The sequence below is a fragment of the Diaphorobacter oryzae DSM 22780 genome (assembly GCF_059568935.1).
The window spans coordinates 247,019-267,508 of the sequence record NZ_JCANUL010000004.1 but is presented as its reverse complement, the minus strand read 5'-3'; the positions used below and the strand labels follow the sequence as shown (position 1 = coordinate 267,508).

The window sequence follows — 20,490 nt, the reverse complement described above, 5'->3', positions numbered from 1 at the left end:
CATGTCCAGCAACGATTCCCTGGCCCGCCTGGCGGCCGTCATCGAAAGCCGCAAGGCCGCCAACGGCGGTGACCCCGAGGCCAGCTACGTCGCGCGCCTGCTGCACAAGGGCCCCGACGCTTTCCTCAAGAAGATCGGCGAGGAGGCGACCGAGGTCGTCATGGCCGCCAAGGACGTGGATCACGGCGCCGCCCCCGCCAAGCTGGTCTACGAGGTGGCCGACCTGTGGTTCCACTCCATGGTCGCGCTGGCCCACTATGGCCTGGCGCCGGCCGACGTGATCGCCGAGCTGGAGCGCCGCGAGGGCACCAGCGGCATCGAGGAAAAGGCCCTGCGCAAGGTCGCAGCCCGCAGCAGCGAAGAAGGAGGATCGCGGTGAACAACGACATCATCGACGTAGAGCCGAACGAGCGTGCCGAATCGCTCAAGGCCGTGGGCTGGGTCAGCTACCTCCTGCACCTGATCGTGGCTGTGGCGGCCGTCGTGCCGGGCGGGCAGCCCAGCGCGGCGCTGCTGATCGTGGCGCTGGTCATCGACCTGGTGAAGAAGAGCGACGCCGAGGGCACCTGGCAGGCCAGCCATTTCTCCTGGCGCATCCGCACCGTGATCTGGGCCGGCGTGCTGTACGTGCTGACGGCGCCGCTGTGGATCTTCATCATCCCCGGGTGGATCGCCTGGGGCCTGATTTCGATCTGGTTCCTCTACCGCATCGTGCGCGGCATGGTCTCCATGAACAAGGGACAGGCCATCGATGGCTGAGGATTGGGCGCCGCAGCCGCTCAACCTGGCGCTGCAGGGTGGCGGCTCGCACGGCGCGCTCACCTGGGGCGTGCTCGACGCGCTGCTCGAGGACGGCGGGTTCGCCTTCGAGGGCGTGAGCGGCACCAGCGCCGGCGCCATGAACGCCGTGGCCCTGGCCCATGGCTTCGCCCAGGCTGCGCAGGAGCATGCCGACCCGCGCGAGGCGCACCTGGCCGGCTGTGCGCAGGCGCGCACCGCGCTGCGGCGGCTGTGGGAGGGCGTGGGCACGTTCGGCAGCCTGATGTGGGGCGTGCCCCTGCCGGGCGCCAACGCGCTCATGGGCATGTGGTCGCAGTGGCTCTCGCCCTACCAGACCAATCCGCTGGGCATCAACCCGCTGCGCAGCCTGCTGGAGCGCGAGGTGGACTTCGAGCGGCTGTGCGCCGCGCATGCCCGTATCCCGCAGGTCTTCGTGTGCGCCACCAACGTGCGCACCGGGCGCGGAGAAATCTTCACCGGCCCGCGGCTCAGCGCCGACGCGGTGATGGCATCGGCCTGCCTGCCGCTGCTGTTCAAGGCCGTGGAGATCGACGGCGAGCATTACTGGGACGGCGGCTACTCCGGCAACCCCGCCCTCCACCCGCTGATCTACAAGACCGAGTGCGCCGACGTGCTGCTGGTGCAGATCAACCCCATCGAACACGTGGGGGTGCCCGACAGCGCCAGCGAGATCATGGAGCGCATGAACGAGGTCACCTTCAACGCCGGCCTGCTGGCCGAGATGCGCGCCATCGAGTTCGTGCGCCGGCTGTTGGCCGAGGGCAAGCTGGACACGCGCCGCTACAAGAGCGTGCGCATGCACCGCATCGACGGCGGCGCCGCGCTGCAGCCCTTTGGCTCGTCGAGCAAGATGCGCGCTGACTTGGCCTTCGTGCGCCAGCTGTTCGAGCTGGGCCGCACGGCCGGGCAGAACTGGTTGCAGGCGCACCGCAGCGACGTGGGCCTGCGCACCACGGTGAACATCGCCGACAATGCGTGACGCTTCTCCCGCCCGCGGGCACCAGCCCGTGCGGCGCGCTTGACTGCCACGCCCCCGCCAACCGCCATGCACCACGATCCGAACTGTCTCTTTTGCAAGATCATCGCCGGCCAGATCCCGGCCCGGAAGGTGTACGAAGACGAACATGTCTTCGCCTTCCACGACATCCAGCCCTGGGCGCCCGTGCACTTTCTCCTGGTGCCCAAGACGCACCTGCATTCCATGGCCGCCGTCACGCCCGAGCACGCCCACCTCATGGGCCACATGATGACGCTGGCGCCGAAGCTGGCGATGGAGCAGGGTTGCAACCCTTATCCGGATGGAGGCTTCCGCATCATGGTAAATACCGGGACGGAAGGCGGGCAGGAGGTCCACCACCTGCACATGCACGTGATCGGCGGTCCCCGGCCCTGGCGCAAGGGCTGACGTTGGTGGGCCGCAGGCGGCCCCGCCAGGGCGGGGCGACCGCGGCCGCAAAGTTGCAAGGGATATGACGGGCCCGACATATCCGGCGTCTAGAATGGGCCGTATTCGTTAGGAGATTTTCATGGGTTCGTTTTCCATCTGGCACTGGCTCATCGTGCTGTTGATCGTCGTCATGGTGTTCGGCACCAAGAAGCTCAAGAACATCGGCTCCGACCTGGGCGGCGCCGTTAAGGGCTTCAAGGACGGCATGAAGGATGGCGCCAGCAACGAGGACGAGGCTGCCGCCAAGGCGCCTGCCGGCCAAGTGACCAACAACGCAGCCGCCGACAAGACCACCATCGACGTCGAAGCCAAGCAAAAGAGCTGAGCGCAAGCCCCGGTTCTGAGCGTTTTTCATGATCGATATTGGCCTGTCCAAAATGGCGCTGATCGGCGCCGTGGCACTCATCGTCATCGGCCCGGAGAAGCTGCCGCGCGTGGCGCGCACAGTGGGTACCTTGCTGGGCAAGGCGCAGCGCTATGTGTCCGACGTGAAGGCGGAGGTCAACCGCTCCATGGAGCTCGATGAACTGCGCAAGATGAAGGACACGGTGGAAAACGCCGCGCGCGACGTGGAGCAGAGCATCCAGACCAGCGCCAGCGATTTCCAGAAGGACTGGGAGCAGGGCCTGGGCTCCGGCGATGCGGCGGCCTCCGACGCTGCTGGCGAGGCGCTGTCCACCGTGGTTCCGGCCTACAAGCACCCGGGCAAGAACTGGCGCCTCAAGCGCGGCGCGATGCCGCAGTGGTACAAGGCGCGAGCCGGCGTGCGCACCCGGGCCCAGTCGGGCGCGGCGCGCGTGGCGCGCTTTCGGCCCAAGAAATTCCATTGATCCCCATGACGATGGCTGCGCCACCCGTGCAGCCCATGCGGGTGCCGCACCCGCAATAGCCCCACCATGTCCGACACTCCGAATAAAGAAGACGAGCTCGCAGGTACCGAGCAGCCTTTCGTGCAGCACCTGATGGAGCTGCGCGACCGTCTCGTCAAGGCGATGATCGCGGTGGGCATCGTCGCCGGCCTGCTGTTCCTCTACCCCGGCCCGGGCCAGCTCTACGATCTGCTGGCCGCGCCGCTCGTGGCCCATCTGCCGCAGGGCGCGACCATGATCGCCACCTCGGTGATCTCGCCCTTCATGGTGCCGCTGAAGATTTTGCTGATGTCGGCCTTCCTGGTGGCGCTGCCCGTCGTGCTGTGGCAGGTGTGGGCCTTCGTGGCACCGGGGCTGTATTCGCACGAAAAGCGCCTGGTGCTGCCGCTGGTGATCTCCAGCACGGTGCTGTTCTTCATCGGCGTGGCCTTTTGCTATTTCTTCGTGTTCGGCCAGGTGTTCAGCTTCATCCAGAGCTTCGCGCCCAAGAGCATCACGGCCGCGCCGGACATCGAGGCCTACCTCGGCTTCGTGATGACCATGTTTCTGGCCTTCGGCCTGGCGTTCGAGGTGCCGATCGCCGTGGTGGTGCTGGCGCGCCTGGGCGTGGTGAGCGTGGACAAGCTCAAGAGCTTTCGCGGCTACTTCATCGTGACGGCCTTCGTGATCGCCGCCATCGTCACGCCGCCGGACGTGGTCTCGCAGCTGGCGCTGGCCATTCCCATGTGCCTGCTCTATGAGGTGGGCATCTGGGCGGCGCAGATCTTCATTCGCCACACCAAGGCCCCCGAGGACACGCAGGAATCGGCTTCCTGATCTCTTTCTTGCATAAAAAATAGCTGCCAGCGCCCGTCCATCAAGCGCTAGCAGCTATTTTTTTGATAGCTATCGGGGATCTATCGGCGTTGCGCGCGCGGGCGCGTGCCCGGCACCACGGAGACCTCCAGGTGGGCATCGCCGCGCTGCAGCTCAAAGCGGGCTTCCTGACCCGGCTTGAGCGCGGCCACGGCCGTGAGCAGCTGGGACACGTTGTTGGTGGGCTTGTCCGCCACGCGCAGGATCACGTCGCCCGGGCGCACGCCGGCCTGCGCCGCGGGGCCGCCCTGTAGCACGCCGGTGATGATCACGCCCTCGGTGGCCTTCACGCCGAAGGTCTGGGCCAGTTCAGGCGACAGTTCGTTGGGCTCCACGCCGATCCAGCCGCGCGTGACCTGGCCGTCGCGCACGATGCCGTCCAGCACCATCTTGGCCGTCGACACGGGGATGGCAAAGCCGATGCCCATGCTGCCGCCGGAGCGCGAATAGATGGCGGTGTTCACGCCCATGAGGTTGCCGTTCACGTCCACCAGCGCGCCGCCGGAGTTGCCGGGGTTGATGGCCGCGTCGGTCTGGATGAAGTTCTCGAAGGTGTTGATGCCCAACTGGCTGCGGCCCAGTGCCGAGACGATGCCGCTGGTCACGGTCTGGCCCACGCCGAAGGGGTTGCCAATCGCCAGCACCTGGTCGCCCACGGCGAGCTGGTCGGAGTTGCCCAGCACGATCACGGGCAGCTTGTCGAGCTGCACCTTGAGCACGGCCAGGTCGGTCTCGGGGTCGGTGCCGATGATGGTGGCGCGCGCGCGGCGGCTGTCGGTGAGCGTGACCTCGATCTCGTCGGCGCCCTCCACCACATGGTTGTTGGTGAGGATGTAGCCGTCGGTGCTGATGATCACGCCGCTGCCCAGTCCCATCTGCGCCTGGGTGCCCTGGTCACCGAAGAAAAACTGGAACCACGGGTCGTTGCTGCGCGGGTGGCGCACGGCCTTGCTGGTGTTGATGCTCACCACGGCCGGCGCGGCCTTGCGTGCCGCCGCGCTGAAGCTGCCGGCCGCCGGCTGCGGGCTGGCGGTGGTGGGCGCCTCAATGAGCGCAATGCCCGCGCCGCTGCGGGTGGCGCCGCGCTGCAGCCAGTCGGGCTGCAGGGTGGCGACGACGAAATACGCGGCGGCGAGCACCGTCACGGCTTGGGAGAAGAGCAACCAGTAACGCTTCATGGTGGAGGGGCGGGCAGGCGAGAGCCGTGGCAGTGAAAGCCGCATTGTCGCGTGTTTGCCCCGCGGCAGTGGCCGCGGGCCCGACCTTGCCGCGGGCGGGGTGATCGCGGCAAGCGCCGAGGTGATTAAGGGTTAACCCTAGAATGGCCCTTGCTGCGACGGCTCCCCGTTCCCCGCGCTGTGGCCCATCGGCCCCACGCGCCCGTACCAAGACCCCACCAGGATCGTTCCCGAACCGGATGCCAAGGCACCACCACGCCGCCATTCGGGGCCGCGCAGCGCATCTGTCGAGCTTTCGGAACGCACCATGACCTCTCTGACCTCGGCGCCGCCCCTGCAGGGCGCCGCCGCGCACCGCGCCTTGGACCGCCGCGACTACAAGACCCTGGGCCTGTCCGCCCTGGGCGGTACGCTGGAGTTTTACGACTTCGTCGTCTTCGTCTTTTTCGCCAACGTCATCGGCGCGCTGTTCTTTCCGGTCAGCCTGCCGGACTGGATGCGCCAGCTGCAGACGCTGGGCATCTTCGCGGCGGGCTATCTGGCACGTCCCGTCGGCGGCATCCTGATTGCGCATTTCGGCGACATCCTGGGCCGCAAGAAGATGTTCACCCTGTCCATCTTCCTGATGGCCGTGCCCACGCTGGTCATCGGCCTGCTGCCCACCTACGAGTCCATCGGCATCGCCGCGCCGCTGCTGCTGCTGCTCATGCGCGTGCTGCAGGGGGCGGCCATCGGCGGCGAGATGCCCGGCGCCTGGGTGTTCGTGGCCGAGCATGCGCCGGCCAGGCACTATGGCTTTGCCATCGGCACGCTGACCTCGGGCATCACCGGCGGCATCTTCCTGGGCTCCATCCTGGGGGTGTGGCTCAACAGCGTCTACAGCCAGGCGGAGATCCACGACTGGGCGTGGCGCATCCCGTTCATCCTGGGCGGGGTGTTCGGCCTGGTGTCGGTGTACCTGCGTCGCTTCCTGGAGGAAACCCCCATCTTCCGCGAGATGCATGCGCGCAAGAGCGCCGCCCGGGAACTGCCCCTCAAGACCATCCTGCGCGAGCACCGCGAGGCCAGCGTGCTGGTCGCGCTCATGACCTGGGTGCTGTCCACTGCCGTGGTGGTGGTGGTGCTCTTCACGCCGTCGTATCTGCAGAAGGTGTTCCACATCGCGCCCGCGCTGGCGCTCAAGGCCAATGCGGTGGCCACGGTCACGCTCACGGTGGGGTGCGTGTTCTGGGGCTGGCTGTCCGACCGCATGGGCACCCGGGTGGCCATGGTGCTGGGCTGGGGCGGCATGACGGCCACCGCCTACCTGTTCTACCTGGGGCTGCCGGGCGACGCGACATCGCTGGTGTGGACCTATGCGCTGGTGGGCTTCTTCGTGGGCAGCATCGCGCTGCTGCCGGTGGTGGGCGTGCGCGCCTTTCCGCCGCAGGTGCGCTTCACCGGCCTGTCGTTCGCCTACAACCTGGCCTATGCGGTGTTCGGCGGCCTCACGCCCATGCTGGTGTCCGTGTGGCAGCAGGTCGACGTGATGGCGCCGGCGCACTACGTGGCCGCCATGGGCGTATTGGGCGCGGCCATCGGGTTTTGGCCCCTGGCCCGCCAGGGCTGGCGGCCGCGCTGAGGGGCTGGCGCGCCAGGGCTTGGGCACAATCGTGCCCATGAGCATCCAGCGACACGATCTTCTCGCCGCATTCGACGGCCTGCTGCAGCCCGAGCGCTTCAAGGACTACGGCCCCAACGGCCTGCAGGTGGAGGGCAAGCCCGCCATCACGCGCATCGTGAGCGGCGTCACGGCCAGCCGCGCGCTGATCGACGCCGCCATCGAGGCGCGCGCCGATGCGGTCTTCGTGCACCACGGCCTGTTCTGGCGCGGCATGGATGGCCGCGTCACGGGCTGGATGAAGCAGCGCCTGCAGCGCCTGCTGGCGCACGACATCAACCTGTTCGCCTACCACCTGCCGCTCGATGCGCACCCCGAGCTGGGCAACAACGCGCAGCTGGGCCGCGTGCTCGGCTGGCAGGCGGATCAGCGCTTTGGCGACCAGGACCTGGGCTTCGCCGCGCCGGCGGCCTTTGCCGGCGCCGCCGATCTGGCCGCGCATGTGCAGGCGGCGCTCGGCCGCGGCGTGACCCTGGTGGGGGCCGAAGGTGCGCGCCCCATCCGGCGCGTGGCCTGGTGCACGGGGGGCGCCCAGGGGTTCTTCGAATCGGCCGTCGCGGCGGGTGCCGATGCCTTCATCACCGGCGAACTGTCCGAGCAGCAAACCCATCTGGCGCGCGAGACCGGCGTGGCCTTCATCGCCGCGGGACACCATGCGACCGAACGCTACGGCGCGCCCGCCGCGGCCGCCCATGTGGCGCGGCAACTGGGACTGGAGCACCGCTTCATCGACATTGACAACCCTGCCTGATAGGTTTGCTATAAAATATATAGCTATATGAGCTTGATGGGCGGTCGCTGTAGCCTTATTTGATTCAAATTTCTCACATGCACGCCACCCTTCCGCTTGCCATCACCCAGGGCGATCCTGCGGGCATAGGCCCCGAGATCGTGGCCAAAGCCTTCCGCGACGCGCCGCAGGATCTGCGCGGCTGCTTCGTCGTGGGCGACGTGGCCACGCTGCGCCGCGCGGCGGCGTGCGTGGAGCGGCCGGGCGAGACCAGCCTGCCGGTCGCGCGGCTGGATTCGCTGGACGAGCTGGCGCAGGTGCCGCCGCGCTGCCTGCCCGTGTGGCAACTGCCCGAATTGGTGGGCCCGCCCGTGCCCTGGGGCGTGGTGAGCGCCGAGGGCGGCCGCGCGGCCGCGGCCTGCGTGGTCTGGGCGGCGCGTGCGGCGCTGCGCCGCGATATCGCCGGGCTGGTCACCGCGCCGCTGCACAAGGAAGCCCTGGCGGCGGCGGGCGTGCATTTTCCCGGCCACACCGAGCTGCTGCAGGCCGAGGCGGCGCAGCACATGGGCGTGCCCGTCGCGCAGATGCCGGTGCGCATGATGCTGGCCAACGATGAGCTGCGCACGGTGCTGGTGAGCATCCACGTCGCGCTGCGCGACGCCATTGCCGCCGTGACGCTGGACAACGTGCTGCAGACGCTGCGCATCACGCATGCCGCGCTGTCGCGCAGCCTGGGCCGCGCGCCGCGCATCGGCGTGGCGGGACTGAACCCGCATGCGGGCGAGGGCGGGCTGTTCGGGCGCGAGGAGCTGGACCTGATCGCGCCGGCCATCGCGCAGGCGCGCGCCGAGGGCGTGGATGCGCATGGCCCCTATGCGCCGGACACCGTCTTCATGCGTGCGCGCGCCACGCCGCAGCGCGCGGGCGAATTCGACGTGGTGCTGGCCATGTACCACGACCAGGGGCTGATCCCGGTGAAGTACCTGGGCGTGGACAAGGGCGTGAACGTCACGCTGGGCCTGCCCCTGGTGCGCACCAGCCCGGACCACGGCACGGCCTTCGACATCGCGGGGCAGGGCGTGGCCGATGCGGCCAGCCTCATCGAGGCCGTGCGCATGGCGCGCAGGCTGGCGCAGGGGTGAAAAAAAGCCCGCGGCGCCCAGGCAGGGGCGGCGGGCTTCAGTGGCGCCGGGTGACTGTCGCGGCTCAGCGCTTGAGGCTGTCGCGGATCTCGCGCAGCAGCTGAATGTCCTCGGGCGTGGCGGGCGGCGCTGCGGGCGCGGCCGGCGCTTCGCGCTTGAGGCGGTTGATCTGCTTGACCATCATGAAAATGATGAACGCCAGGATGATGAAGTTCACCGCCACGGTGATGAAGCTGCCATAGGCCAGCACCGGCACGCCCGCCTTGCGGAGGGCATCCAGCGTGTGCGGCGTGTCAGCTGGTACCGAGCCCAGCACCAGGAACAGGCTGGAAAAATCCAGCTTGCCGAATATCAGGCCCACGACCGGCATGATGAGATCGCTGACGACCGAGTCGACGATCTTGCCGAATGCGCCGCCAATGATCACGCCAACGGCGAGGTCAATGACGTTTCCTTTGACAGCGAATTCCCTGAACTCTTTTGCGATGCCCATTTCGATGGTCCTTTGATATAGATGAAAACACTGAAGTATTGCCCAGCCTAGTGGCGCCTAGCGCATTGGAATAACCATTTTCACTCCGCTACAATTTGCTGTTGACCCTATAGCGAAGCATACCGAGGATCCCCATGAGTGAAACTCCGATCGACTCCAGCAAGCGGACGTGGCTGATTGCGTCCGGCTGCGCTGGTGCGGTGGGCGGCGTGGCGACCGCCGTCCCTTTTGTGAGTACCTTCCAGCCCTCTGAGAAGGCCAAGGCGGCGGGCGCTGCCGTCGAGGTGGATATCTCGGGCCTCAACCCGGGCGAGAAAATCACCGTGGAATGGCGCGGCAAGCCCGTGTGGATCGTCAAGCGCACGCCCGATCAGCTGGCCGAGCTGCCCAAGCTCGACGCCCAACTGGCCGACCCGCAGTCCAAGCGCAATCCGGCGGAGCTGACGCCCGAATATGCGCGCAACGAGTGGCGCTCCATCAAGCCCGAGGTGCTCGTCGCCGTGGGTATCTGCTCTCACCTGGGTTGCTCGCCGTCGGACAAGTTCGCCGCCGGCCCCCAGCCGTCGCTGCCCGATGACTGGAAGGGGGGCTTCCTGTGTCCCTGCCATGGTTCCACGTTCGATCTGGCGGGTCGCGTGTTCAAGAACAAGCCGGCCCCCGACAACCTGGAAGTGCCGCCGCACATGTACCTGTCGGAGACCAAGCTCCTGATCGGTGAAGACAAGAAGGCCTGAGGGAGGCAGCGCAAATGGCTTATCGCGAATTTCAGGAAATCTCCCCCAACGCGTCGAGCGGGGCCAAGCTCACGAACTGGCTGGAGAACCGCTTTCCTACGGCATTCGACGCCTACCGGGTCCACATGTCGGAGTACTACGCTCCGAAGAACTTCAACTTCTGGTACATCTTCGGCTCGCTGGCCCTCTTGGTGCTGGTGATCCAGATCGTCACGGGCATCTTCCTCGTGATGCACTACAAGCCCGATGCGGCCAAGGCCTTCGAGTCGGTCGAGTACATCATGCGCGACGTGCCCTGGGGCTGGCTGATCCGCTACATGCACTCCACGGGCGCGTCTGCCTTCTTCGTGGTGGTGTACCTGCACATGTTCCGTGGCCTGCTGTACGGCTCGTACCGCAAGCCGCGTGAGCTGGTCTGGATCTTCGGCTGCGCCATCTTCCTGGCGCTGATGGCCGAAGCCTTCATGGGCTACCTGCTGCCCTGGGGCCAGATGTCGTACTGGGGTGCACAAGTGATCGTGAACCTGTTCTCGGCGATTCCCTTCATCGGCCCCGATCTGGCGCTGCTGATTCGCGGCGACTATGTGGTGGGTGATGCCACGCTCAACCGCTTCTTCAGCTTCCACGTGATCGCCGTGCCGCTGGTGCTGCTGGGCCTGGTGGTGGCCCACCTGCTGGCATTGCACGACGTGGGTTCCAACAACCCGGATGGCATCGAAATCAAGGGCCCGGGCAAGCCGGTGGACGCGCATGGCCATCCTTTGGACGGCATCCCCTTCCATCCGTACTACACGGTGCATGACATCCTGGGTGTGTGTGTGTTCCTGTTCATCTTCTCGGCCGTGGTGTTCTTCGCACCGGAGTTCGGTGGTTACTTCCTCGAGTACAACAACTTCATTCCCGCCGATCCGTTGAAGACGCCCGCGCACATTGCGCCGGTCTGGTACTTCACGCCCTACTACTCGATGCTGCGCGCGATCACCACCGAGATGATGTACGTGTTGATCGCCTGTGTGGTGCTGGGCGCTGGTTTCGGCATCATCAAGGCGCGCCTGCCCGGCTTCGTCAAGGGTGGCATCCTGGCCGCCGCCGCGGCCGTCATCGCCCTCATGCTGGCCATCGATGCCAAGTTCTGGGGCGTGGTGGTGATGGGCGCTGCCGTGATCATCCTGTTCTTTCTGCCCTGGCTGGATCAGAGTCCCGCACGTTCCATCCGCTATCGCCCGAACTGGCACAAGTGGATGTACGCGGTCTTCGTGGTCAACTTCGTGATCCTGGCCTACCTGGGTGTGCAGCCACCGTCGCCGATCGGCGAGCGGGTGTCGCAGGTGGGTACGCTGTTCTATTTCGGTTTCTTCCTGCTCATGCCGTGGTGGAGCCGCTTGGGCGAGCCCAAGCCTGTGCCTGATCGCGTGACCTTTGCCGCGCATTGAGCTGGAGACAACAACAATGAAAAAATTCATTTTCACGCTGGTCGCGGCCCTGGGTCTGGCCGCCGGTGCTCACGCTGCCGGGGGAGGCATCGCCTGGGACAAGGCGCCCGTCAATACGAGCGATACGGCGTCCTTGCAAAATGGCGCCAGGCTGTTCGTCAACTATTGCCTGAACTGCCACTCTGCGGCGTTCATGCGCTTCAATCGCCTGAAGGACATCGGCCTCACGGATCAGCAGATCAAGGACAATCTGCTGTTCACCACCGACAAGGTGGGCGAGACCATGAAGTCCGCCATCGATCCGAATCAGGCCAAGGTCTGGTTCGGCGCCAATCCGCCGGATTTGACGGTGATTGCCCGATCGCGCGCCGGCCATGCTGGAACGGGCGCCGACTATCTCTATACCTTCCTGCGCACCTTCTACCGGGATGACACGAAGGCCACGGGCTGGAACAACCTCGCGTTCCCCAGCGTGGGCATGCCGCATGCCCTGTGGCAGCTGCAAGGCGATCGCCGTCCGATCTTCGAGGCGCAGGCGAACCATGGCGCCGAGCCTGCGTTCAAGGGCTGGGAGCAGGTCTCGACCGGCACCATGACGCCGCTGCAATACGACCAAGCTGTAGGTGATCTCGTGAACTATCTGCAGTGGATGGGCGAGCCGGCGCAAAATACGCGGGTGCGCGTTGGCGTTTGGGTGCTGATCTTCCTGGGCGTGTTCACCGTCATTGCCTGGAGGTTGAATGCAGCCTTCTGGAAGGACGTCAAGTAAACGCTAGACTCTTTGCCGCGCTCGCTGCGCTGCCAAGCTTGTACAGAGTGGGTGCCATGGCACCCACTCTTTTGATTTTTAGGAGCCGTTCACCATGATGGTGCTTTATTCGGGCACGACCTGCCCCTTCTCCCATCGCTGCCGTTTCGTCCTGTTTGAAAAGGGCATGGACTTCGAGATCCGCGATGTGGACCTGTATAACAAGCCCGAAGACATCAGCGTGATGAACCCGTATGGCCAGGTGCCCATCCTGGTCGAGCGCGATCTGATCCTGTACGAGTCGAACATCATCAACGAGTACATCGACGAGCGTTTCCCCCATCCGCAGCTCATGCCCGGTGACCCGGTGGACCGCGCCCGCGTGCGCCTGTTCCTGCTCAATTTCGAGAAGGAACTGTTCGTGCATGTGAACACCCTGGAATCGCGCGCCACCAAGGGCAACGAGAAAGCCCTGGAGAAGGCCCGCGCCCACATTCGCGACCGCCTGACCCAACTCGCCCCCGTGTTCCTGAAGAACAAATACATGCTGGGCGAGGGCTTCTCGATGCTTGACGTGGCCATCGCGCCGCTGCTCTGGCGTCTGGACTACTATGGCATCGAGCTGAGCAAGAATGCCGCTCCGCTGCTCAAGTATGCGGAGCGCATCTTCTCGCGTCCGGCCTATATCGAGGCACTGACACCTTCCGAAAAGGTCATGCGCAAGTAAGCAGGCTTGCGTATGCCATATCTCCCTCGCGCATGATGAACGCTCAGGACTTTCCCCCCACGCGCCCCTATCTCATCCGTGCACTGTATGAATGGTGCACGGACAATGGCTTCACACCCTATGTGGTAGTGCGCGTGAATGATTCGGTGCAGGTGCCGCGTGAGTACGTCAGCGATGGCGAGATCGTGCTGAACGTGAGCTACGACGCTACGAGCGCGCTTCAACTCGGGAATGACTTCATCGAGTTCAAGGCGCGCTTCGGCGGCAAGCCGCGCGACATCCTGATTCCGGTTCGCAGGGTCATTGCCATCTATGCGCGAGAGAATGGCCAGGGAATGGCCTTCCCGCTGGAGGATGATGTATCTATCAAGGCCGCCGCTACGGCTCCGACGGTGGAGGGGGCGGTGGCTGCCTCCGTGGAGGATGCCGAAGCAGGCGTGGAGCGCGGACCCGTGCAATTGCAGTCCATCGACGGCTCTGCGGGTGCCGGGGCGCAGGATGACGACGCACCGCGTCCGCCTCCTCCGATGGGTGGCGGCGCACGTCCATCGCTCAAGCGCGTCAAATAGAAGCAAACCAGGGCGCGCAGTCCGCAAATTCCGGGGGCGCGCTTTTTTGGCGGCTAGAATGCAGCCTTCGCCGATTTAGCTCAGTTGGTAGAGCACCCGCCTTGTAAGCGGTAGGTCGTCAGTTCGAATCCGACAATCGGCACCATCTTCCCCACACATCCTTCGCCATTCAAAACGCCTTGCGGCTCAGGTTTGAATTTTCAGGCGTATGGAGTTAACCTCCCACCCTCGACTGCGCAGATGCGCCTGAAACGCCGGTAGCAATTGCCGGATTTTGGCCGCTGCCGCATTGCTCCGAACCAGAAGGCACCAGCAGGTGCCCTCGATTGGCCCCGCCTGCAGAGCGGGGCGGAGCATGGGAGGAATCAATGCCTCGATGGCTTTCAACCGCTCGCTGGACTCACGGGTCAGCGCTGCTAGCTTGGCCAGTGTCGGAGACTCCTGCGTTGCTTGCTGGAGTGAGATGGCATGGTGACGGCGGTTCATGGCAAAGAGGCTATCGCCAACGGCGAGGGGAAACGTTGTGCAGGTCATTATTACGGATGTCCGGCTGGCCCGAAGCCGGACCCTACACCTCGGCGGAACCCAGCTGCTGATGGGGGGAGGGTGCGTGTTGCTTGCCCTGTTGCTGGCGGCAATGGGGCTGTACCACTGGATTTTCCTGCAGGGCGTGCGAGAGGGCTGGCCGGTTGTCGGTCCACTGGCGCGTCTGGCGGTTCAGGATGACGAAGCCCAGCGCGAGCGCTTCATGCGTGCCAACATCGATGCCATGGCGCGCAAACTCGGGGAAATGCAGGCCAGGGTGATGCAGCTGGAGTCCCTGGGGGAGCGCGTGATGGGGCTGGCGGGTCTGCCGGTCTCTGAGATGCGCACTGTTCCCGGCCGCGGGGGCGCCCTGGTGCCGGGGCGCCCGCTGGAGCTTGACGAGCTGAATGCGGCACTCGACGATCTGGCTGCCATCACCGACCGGCGCTCCGACCTGATGACGGTGGCCGAGTCCCGGCTGTTTGATCAGCACATACGCAAGCACATGGTGCCCACGCAGGCGCCGGTGCTGGGGCATTCGGTGGGGTCGCCGTTCGGCTGGCGCATCGATCCGCTCACGGGGCAGTCCGCACTGCACACGGGGCTGGACTTCCCTGCCGATACCGGGACCACCATCGTGGCCGCGGCAGGCGGCGTGGTGGTGGCGCAGGAGTACCACGCGGCCTATGGCAACATGGTGGAGATTGACCATGGCAACCAGCTGGTCACGCGCTATGCGCATGCCTCCAAGACCATGGTCAAGCTGGGCGATCTGGTGCGCCGGGGGCAGAAAATTGCCGAAGTCGGCAACACGGGACGTTCCACCGGGCCTCATCTGCACTTCGAGGTGTGGATGCAGGGTGTTCCCCAGGACCCGCAAAAGTTCCTGCTGGCGGGCCAGGATGTCCGCGCAACGCGGGCAGCGGCGGGGCGCGTACCGGCCGGCGTCATGGCGCAAAGGTAGAATCTTCCGATCAGGCCCCGCCACTCTGGTTGCAAGCACTTGCAATTGCGGGCGGTGCTCCCCATCTGGACTCACTTCATCTTAGGGATTCCGGTCGCTCTGCCGCTTCATGGCGCGTAGCGCGGTCCTGCTCGCATGGCCACCAACTTCCTCACCAAACTATTCGGCAGTCGCAATGACCGGCTGCTCAAGCAATACCGCAAAACGGTCGCTCGCATCAATGCGATGGAGCCCGAATACGAAAAGCTGAGTGATGAGGCGCTGCGCGGCAAGACGCAGGAATTCAAGGAGCGCATTGCCAAGGGCGAGTCGCTTGATGACTTGCTGCCCGAGGCATTTGCCGTGGTCCGCGAGGGCTCCAAGCGCATCATGAAGATGCGCCACTTCGACGTGCAGATGCTCGGGGGCATGGCCCTGCATTACGGCAAGATTGCCGAAATGCGCACGGGCGAGGGCAAGACGCTGACGGCAACGCTGCCCGTGTACCTGAATGCCCTGTCGGGCCAGGGCGTGCACGTGGTCACGGTGAACGACTACCTGGCCGGCCGCGACGCGCAGTGGATGGGGCGCTTGTACAACTTCCTGGGCCTGACGGTGGGCATCAACCTGCCGCAGATGCCGCGCGAGGAAAAGCAGGCTGCCTACCAGTCCGACATCACCTACGGCACGAACAACGAATACGGCTTCGACTACCTGCGCGACAACATGGTGTACGACGCGCGCGAACGTGTACAGCGCGGCCTGAACTACGCCATCGTGGACGAGGTGGACTCCATCCTGATCGACGAGGCGCGCACGCCGCTCATCATCAGCGGCCAGGCCGAAGACCACACGGCCATGTACATCTCCATGAACAAGGTGGTCCCGCTGCTGGAGCGCCAGGAGGGCGAGGCCGACCCCCGCACGGGAGAGGGCATCACCAAGCCGGGCGACTTCACGCTGGACGAGAAGACGCACCAGGTGTTCCTGACGGAGCAGGGCCATGAAAACGCCGAGCGCATCCTGGCCAGCCAGGGGCTGATTCCCGAAGGCGCCTCGCTCTACGACCCTGCGAACATTTCGCTGGTGCACCACCTGTACGCGGCCCTGCGCGCCAACCACCTGTACCACCGCGACCAGCACTACGTGGTGCAAAATGGCGAGATCGTGATCGTCGACGAGTTCACGGGCCGCCTGATGGCCGGCCGCCGCTGGAGCGAGGGCCTGCACCAGGCCGTCGAAGCCAAAGAGGGCGTGAACATCCAGGCCGAGAACCAGACGCTGGCCTCGATCACCTTCCAGAACTATTTCCGCCTCTACAACAAGCTGTCGGGCATGACCGGCACGGCCGATACCGAGGCCTACGAGTTCCAGGAGATCTACGGCCTGGAAACCGTGGTGATCCCGCCCAACCGGCCGAGCAAGCGCGACGACCAACTGGACCGCGTGTACAAGACCACGCGCGAGAAGTACGAGGCTGCGATCGCCGACATCCGCGAATGCCACGAGCGTGGCCAGCCGGTGCTGGTGGGCACCACCTCGATCGAGAACTCCGAAATCATCGCCGACCTGCTGACCAAGGCAGCGCTGCCGCACCAGGTGCTCAACGCCAAGCAGCATGCGCGCGAGGCCGATATCGTGGCTCAGGCGGGACGCCCGGGCATGATCACCATTGCCACCAACATGGCCGGCCGCGGCACCGACATCGTGCTGGGCGGCAACGTGGAAAAGGCCGTGGCGGCCCTGGATGCCGACGAGTCGCTGTCCGAGGCCGACCGCGCCGCCCGCATCGAGGAACTGCGCGCCCAGTGGAAGATCGACCACGAGAAGGTGACCGTGCTGGGTGGCCTGCGCATCATCGCCACCGAGCGCCACGAGTCGCGCCGCATCGACAACCAGCTGCGCGGCCGCTCCGGCCGCCAGGGCGACCCCGGCTCCTCACGCTTCTACCTGAGCCTGGATGACCAGCTGATGCGCATCTTCGCGGGGGACCGCGTCAAGGCCATCATGGACCGCCTGAAGATGCCCGACGGCGAGGCCATCGAGGCGGGCATCGTCACGCGCAGCATCGAGTCGGCGCAGCGCAAGGTGGAGGCCCGCAACTTCGACATCCGCAAGCAGCTGCTCGAATACGACGACGTGGCCAACGACCAGCGCAAGGTGATTTACCAGCAGCGCAACGAGATCCTGGATGCGCCCGACCTCGCGGCATTGATCGCCGCCATGCGCGACGATTGCCTGGCCGATGTGGTGCGTCAGTACGTGCCGGCCGAGTCGGTCGAGGAACAGTGGGACCTGCCCGCGCTCGAGGCGGCCCTGGCCAACGATTGGCAGATTCAGCTGGCCCTGCAGAAAGAGGTGGAAGGCTCCGACGCCATCACCGACGACGAGATCCTGGAGAAGGTGCAGCAGGCCGCGCGCGAGGCCTTCGAGGCCAAGGTGGCGCAGGTGGGCACCGAGAACTTCACCCAGTTCGAGCGCATGGTGCTGCTGCAGAGCTTCGACACCAACTGGCGCGACCACCTGAGCGCGCTGGACTATCTGCGCCAGGGCATCCACCTGCGCGGCTATGCGCAGAAGCAGCCCAAGCAGGAATACAAGCGCGAAGCCTTCGAGCTGTTCCGCCAGCTGATTGACCAGGTCAAGAACGAGGTCACCCGCCTGATGATGACCGTGCAGGTGCAGTCCAACGCCCAGATCGACGAGGCCACCCAGGCCATGGAGGACCGCGGCGACAGCATCAGCAACGTGACCTACACCTCGCCCACCGAGACCGGCGAAGTCGAATCGGTGGTGGATGCGCAGACGGCGAAGGCCGGGCAGCACCCGGCCGCCCCCGGCGTGCGGGTGGGCCGCAACGACCCCTGCCCCTGCGGCAGCGGCAAGAAGTACAAGCAGTGCCACGGCAAGCTGGCCTGATGCCTCTGCAGTGACGAACACGGGCCGCGGCCCGTGTTTGCACTTTGGCTGTGCCTTTTTTTCTCTCTGTATAGAACGTCTCTCTGAAGGAATACGACGCCATGCCCGTCAATCTCTCCGCTCCCATCGCATCGGACCTGCACGCCATCGCCGGCGTGCGCATCGGCGTGACCGAGGCCGGCGTGCGCAAGGCCCAACGCAAGGACCTGACCGTGTTCCTGCTGGACGAGGGCACCACGGTGGCCGGCGTGTTCACGCAGAACCGCTTCTGCGCCGCGCCGGTGCAGGTGTGCCGCGAGCATCTGGAGGGCGGACAGCCCATCCGGGCCATGGTGATCAACACCGGCAATGCCAATGCCGGCACCGGCGCCGACGGCCTGGCGCGTGCGCGCGCCACCTGCGAGGCGCTGGCGGGGCAGCTGGGCATTGGCGCCGGTCAGGTGCTGCCGTTTTCCACCGGCGTCATCATGGAGCCGCTGCCGCACGACCGCATCGCCGCCGCGCTGCCCGCGGCACTGGCCGATGCGCAGCCCGGGCACTGGGCGCGCGCTGCCGAGGGCATCATGACCACCGACACGCTGCCCAAAGCCACCAGCGCGCGGCTGCAGCTGGGCGGGGCCACGGTGTCCATCACCGGCATCTCCAAGGGCGCGGGCATGATCCGGCCCAACATGGCGACCATGCTGGGCTTTCTGGCCACCGATGCCTGCATTGCGCCCGCGCTCATGCCCCAGCTGGTGCGCGAGCTGGCGGACCAGTCCTTCAACCGCGTGACCATCGACGGCGACACCAGCACCAACGATTCGTTCGTGCTCGTGGCCACGCACAAGGCCGGGAACGCGCCCATCACCTCGCTCGACAGCACCGAGGGCCGTGCGCTGAAGGCCGCCTTGCTGGAAGTGGCGCAGAAGCTGGCCCAGGCCATCGTGCGCGACGGCGAGGGCGCGACCAAGTTCATCACCGTGCGCGTGGAGGGCGGCAAGACCGGCGAGGAATGCCGCCAGGTGGCCTATGCCATCGCCCACTCGCCGCTGGTCAAGACGGCCTTCTTCGCCAGCGACCCGAACCTGGGCCGCATCCTGGCGGCCGTGGGCTACGCCGGCATCGGGGACCTGGACCAGACCCTGATCGACCTGTACCTGGACGATGTGCACGTGGCCGTGCAGGGCGGGCGCAACCCCGCCTACCGCGAGGAGGACGGCCAGCGCGTGATGAAGCAAAGCGAGATCACCGTGCGCGTGGTGCTGGGCCGCGGGGAGGCGGTGGACACGGTCTGGACCTGCGACCTGAGCCACGAGTACGTGACGATCAACGCCGACTACCGCTCCTGATGGTTTGTTTGCTATATATTTAATAGCTATTTGCGCTTGTTGGGTAAGCGCTAGAGCCCGATATGAATGAAAAGTTTGACCATCTGATCGCGCGCGCGGAGCAGCTCATCTCCCGCATCGAGGCCGTGCTGCCGCAACCGCTGTCGGCGCCCGACTGGTCGGCCTCCATCGCCTGGCGCTACCGCAAGCGCAGCAGCGGCCATGGCGCGCTGGAGCCCGTGCGCCATGTGGCCGGCATGCAGCTGTCCGACCTCAAGGAGATTGATGCGCAGAAGGACAAGATCCAGCGCAACACCCTGCAGTTCGTGGAGGGCAAGCCGGCCAACAACGTGCTGCTGACCGGCGCGCGCGGCACGGGCAAGTCCTCGCTCATCAAGGCCTGCCTGAACAGCTATGCGCCGCAGGGGCTGCGTCTGATCGAGGTGGACAAGGCGGACCTGACGGACCTGCCCGACATCGTGGACGTGGTCTCGGGCCGGCCCGAGAAGTTCATCGTCTACTGCGACGACCTGAGCTTCGAGGACGGCGAGGCCGGCTACAAAGCCCTCAAGTCCATCCTGGACGGCTCCGTGGCCGCGGCCACGCCCAACGTGCTGGTCTATGCCACCAGCAACCGGCGCCACCTGCTGCCCGAGTACATGAAGGAGAACCTGGGCTACACCCACACGGACGACGGTGAGGTGCACCCGGGCGAGGCGGTGGAGGAGAAGATCTCCCTGTCCGAGCGTTTCGGCCTGTGGGTGAGCTTCTACCCCTTCAGCCAGGACGAGTACCTGGCCATCGTGGCGCAGTGGCTGTCCGCGCTGGGCGTGGCGCCGCAGGCCATCGAGGCGGCCCGCCCGCAGGCGCTGGTCTGGGCGCTGGAGCGCGGCTCGCGCAGCGGCCGCGTGGCCTACCAGTTTGCCCGCGACTTCGCGGGGCGGCAGGGCGCATGAGTGAATCCACCAGCACGCTGGCGCAGCGCAAGCACACCGAGGTCGCGGTGGGCATCCTGCTGCGCGAGGACGGCGCCATGCTGCTGTCCACCCGGCCCGAGGGCAAGCCCTACGCGGGCTACTGGGAGTTTCCTGGCGGCAAGATCGAGGCCGGCGAAACCGTGGAGCAGGCGCTGCGCCGCGAGCTCATCGAGGAGCTGGGCATCACCATCGGCCCGGCCCAGGTCTGGAAGGTGACCGAGCACGACTACCCCCACGCCCTGGTGCGCCTGCACTGGTGCAAGGTGTGGCAGTGGAGCGGGGACTTCGAGATGCGCGAGGGCCAGACCATGGCCTGGCAGCAGTGGCCCGTGCAGGTCAGGCCCGTGCTGCCCGGCGCCTACCCGGTCCTGCAGTGGCTGGCCGAGGAGCGCGGCGTGGCTTTCGACGCGTCACTGCTGGCATAAGCAGC

General features: G+C 66.0%; 23 protein-coding genes and 1 tRNA gene. 21 read left to right on the top strand and 3 right to left on the bottom strand.

What is annotated here, in order from left to right:
- Position 1 precedes the first annotated feature (1 nt).
- The 7 genes from BP68_RS09155 (at position 2) to tatC (ending at position 3,933) form a co-directional block, all read left to right on the top strand.
- Positions 2–379: a phosphoribosyl-ATP diphosphatase gene (locus BP68_RS09155; RefSeq protein ID WP_496370872.1), complete on the top strand. Its 378-nt coding sequence runs from the start codon at positions 2–4 to the stop codon at positions 377–379.
- Positions 376–759, top strand: coding sequence for a DUF4870 family protein (locus tag BP68_RS09150; protein ID WP_496370870.1), 384 nt, complete (start codon positions 376–378; stop codon positions 757–759). Before BP68_RS09155 ends, BP68_RS09150 begins: the two co-directional genes overlap by 4 nt.
- On the top strand, positions 752–1,780 hold the full coding sequence (locus BP68_RS09145) for a patatin-like phospholipase family protein (protein ID WP_496370868.1): 1,029 nt from the start codon (positions 752–754) through the stop codon (positions 1,778–1,780). The genes BP68_RS09150 and BP68_RS09145 overlap by 8 nt, the downstream gene beginning before the upstream one ends.
- Before the next feature lie 66 nt (positions 1,781–1,846).
- Complete coding sequence (locus tag BP68_RS09140; protein ID WP_496370866.1) at positions 1,847–2,206, top strand: histidine triad nucleotide-binding protein; 360 nt, start codon at positions 1,847–1,849, stop codon at positions 2,204–2,206.
- 121 nt (positions 2,207–2,327) lie between these two features.
- Complete coding sequence (gene tatA, locus BP68_RS09135; protein ID WP_496370864.1) at positions 2,328–2,573, top strand: Sec-independent protein translocase subunit TatA; 246 nt, start codon at positions 2,328–2,330, stop codon at positions 2,571–2,573.
- A 28-nt stretch (positions 2,574–2,601) separates the two neighbouring features.
- A complete protein-coding gene (gene tatB / locus BP68_RS09130; protein WP_496370862.1) occupies positions 2,602–3,078 on the top strand; it encodes a Sec-independent protein translocase protein TatB in 477 nt (158 codons plus the stop codon).
- A gap of 66 nt (positions 3,079–3,144) precedes the next feature.
- Positions 3,145–3,933 (top strand): twin-arginine translocase subunit TatC, encoded by a 789-nt coding sequence (tatC, locus tag BP68_RS09125; RefSeq protein ID WP_496370860.1) that lies wholly within the window; start codon positions 3,145–3,147, stop codon positions 3,931–3,933.
- Between the two features lie 80 nt (positions 3,934–4,013).
- On the opposite strand, the gene BP68_RS09120 is transcribed toward tatC, so the two are convergent.
- Positions 4,014–5,150, bottom strand: coding sequence for a trypsin-like peptidase domain-containing protein (locus BP68_RS09120; RefSeq protein WP_496370858.1), 1,137 nt, complete (start codon positions 5,148–5,150; stop codon positions 4,014–4,016).
- A 307-nt stretch (positions 5,151–5,457) separates the two neighbouring features.
- Between BP68_RS09120 and BP68_RS09115 the strand changes: the two genes are divergently transcribed.
- The 3 genes from BP68_RS09115 (at position 5,458) to pdxA (ending at position 8,682) form a co-directional block, all read left to right on the top strand.
- Positions 5,458–6,771 (top strand): MFS transporter, encoded by a 1,314-nt coding sequence (locus BP68_RS09115; protein WP_496370856.1) that lies wholly within the window; start codon positions 5,458–5,460, stop codon positions 6,769–6,771.
- 37 nt (positions 6,772–6,808) lie between these two features.
- Positions 6,809–7,561: a Nif3-like dinuclear metal center hexameric protein gene (locus tag BP68_RS09110; RefSeq protein WP_496370854.1), complete on the top strand. Its 753-nt coding sequence runs from the start codon at positions 6,809–6,811 to the stop codon at positions 7,559–7,561.
- 77 nt (positions 7,562–7,638) lie between these two features.
- A complete protein-coding gene (pdxA, locus tag BP68_RS09105; RefSeq protein ID WP_496370852.1) occupies positions 7,639–8,682 on the top strand; it encodes a 4-hydroxythreonine-4-phosphate dehydrogenase PdxA in 1,044 nt (347 codons plus the stop codon).
- Positions 8,683–8,746: 64 nt separating this feature from the next.
- Here the strand turns inward: pdxA and mscL are convergent, their stop codons facing one another.
- Positions 8,747–9,175 carry a large conductance mechanosensitive channel protein MscL gene (gene mscL, locus BP68_RS09100; protein WP_496370850.1) on the bottom strand — a complete coding sequence of 143 codons (429 nt, stop codon included), beginning with the start codon at positions 9,173–9,175 and terminating at the stop codon, positions 8,747–8,749.
- A 134-nt stretch (positions 9,176–9,309) separates the two neighbouring features.
- Here mscL and petA point away from each other — a divergent pair, with 134 nt between their 5' ends.
- The 6 genes from petA (at position 9,310) to BP68_RS09070 (ending at position 13,531) form a co-directional block, all read left to right on the top strand.
- On the top strand, positions 9,310–9,909 hold the full coding sequence (gene petA / locus BP68_RS09095; RefSeq protein ID WP_496370848.1) for a ubiquinol-cytochrome c reductase iron-sulfur subunit: 600 nt from the start codon (positions 9,310–9,312) through the stop codon (positions 9,907–9,909).
- A gap of 14 nt (positions 9,910–9,923) precedes the next feature.
- Complete coding sequence (locus BP68_RS09090) at positions 9,924–11,342, top strand: cytochrome b (protein ID WP_496370846.1); 1,419 nt, start codon at positions 9,924–9,926, stop codon at positions 11,340–11,342.
- A gap of 16 nt (positions 11,343–11,358) precedes the next feature.
- Entirely contained in the window at positions 11,359–12,111 is a 753-nt protein-coding gene (locus BP68_RS09085) for a cytochrome c1 (RefSeq protein ID WP_496370844.1), read from the top strand.
- A gap of 94 nt (positions 12,112–12,205) precedes the next feature.
- Positions 12,206–12,817: a glutathione S-transferase N-terminal domain-containing protein gene (locus tag BP68_RS09080; protein WP_013517797.1), complete on the top strand. Its 612-nt coding sequence runs from the start codon at positions 12,206–12,208 to the stop codon at positions 12,815–12,817.
- 32 nt (positions 12,818–12,849) lie between these two features.
- Complete coding sequence (locus BP68_RS09075; protein ID WP_496370842.1) at positions 12,850–13,386, top strand: ClpXP protease specificity-enhancing factor; 537 nt, start codon at positions 12,850–12,852, stop codon at positions 13,384–13,386.
- Positions 13,387–13,455: 69 nt separating this feature from the next.
- Positions 13,456–13,531: transfer RNA gene (locus BP68_RS09070), tRNA-Thr, on the top strand.
- Between the two features lie 41 nt (positions 13,532–13,572).
- Here the strand turns inward: BP68_RS09070 and BP68_RS09065 are convergent.
- Positions 13,573–13,872 carry a hypothetical protein gene (locus BP68_RS09065; RefSeq protein WP_496370840.1) on the bottom strand — a complete coding sequence of 100 codons (300 nt, stop codon included), beginning with the start codon at positions 13,870–13,872 and terminating at the stop codon, positions 13,573–13,575.
- Between BP68_RS09065 and BP68_RS09060 the strand changes: the two genes are divergently transcribed.
- From BP68_RS09060 to BP68_RS09040, 5 genes are all read left to right on the top strand, one after another.
- Complete coding sequence (locus BP68_RS09060; RefSeq protein WP_496370838.1) at positions 13,871–14,875, top strand: M23 family metallopeptidase; 1,005 nt, start codon at positions 13,871–13,873, stop codon at positions 14,873–14,875. The genes BP68_RS09065 and BP68_RS09060 overlap by 2 nt on opposite strands.
- Before the next feature lie 135 nt (positions 14,876–15,010).
- Entirely contained in the window at positions 15,011–17,773 is a 2,763-nt protein-coding gene (secA, locus tag BP68_RS09055; protein ID WP_496370836.1) for a preprotein translocase subunit SecA, read from the top strand.
- 101 nt (positions 17,774–17,874) lie between these two features.
- Positions 17,875–19,104 carry a bifunctional glutamate N-acetyltransferase/amino-acid acetyltransferase ArgJ gene (argJ, locus tag BP68_RS09050; protein WP_496370834.1) on the top strand — a complete coding sequence of 410 codons (1,230 nt, stop codon included), beginning with the start codon at positions 17,875–17,877 and terminating at the stop codon, positions 19,102–19,104.
- Between the two features lie 62 nt (positions 19,105–19,166).
- On the top strand, positions 19,167–20,039 hold the full coding sequence (locus tag BP68_RS09045) for an ATP-binding protein (protein WP_496370832.1): 873 nt from the start codon (positions 19,167–19,169) through the stop codon (positions 20,037–20,039).
- A complete protein-coding gene (locus tag BP68_RS09040; protein WP_496370830.1) occupies positions 20,036–20,485 on the top strand; it encodes an NUDIX domain-containing protein in 450 nt (149 codons plus the stop codon). Before BP68_RS09045 ends, BP68_RS09040 begins: the two co-directional genes overlap by 4 nt.
- Positions 20,486–20,490 lie beyond the last annotated feature (5 nt).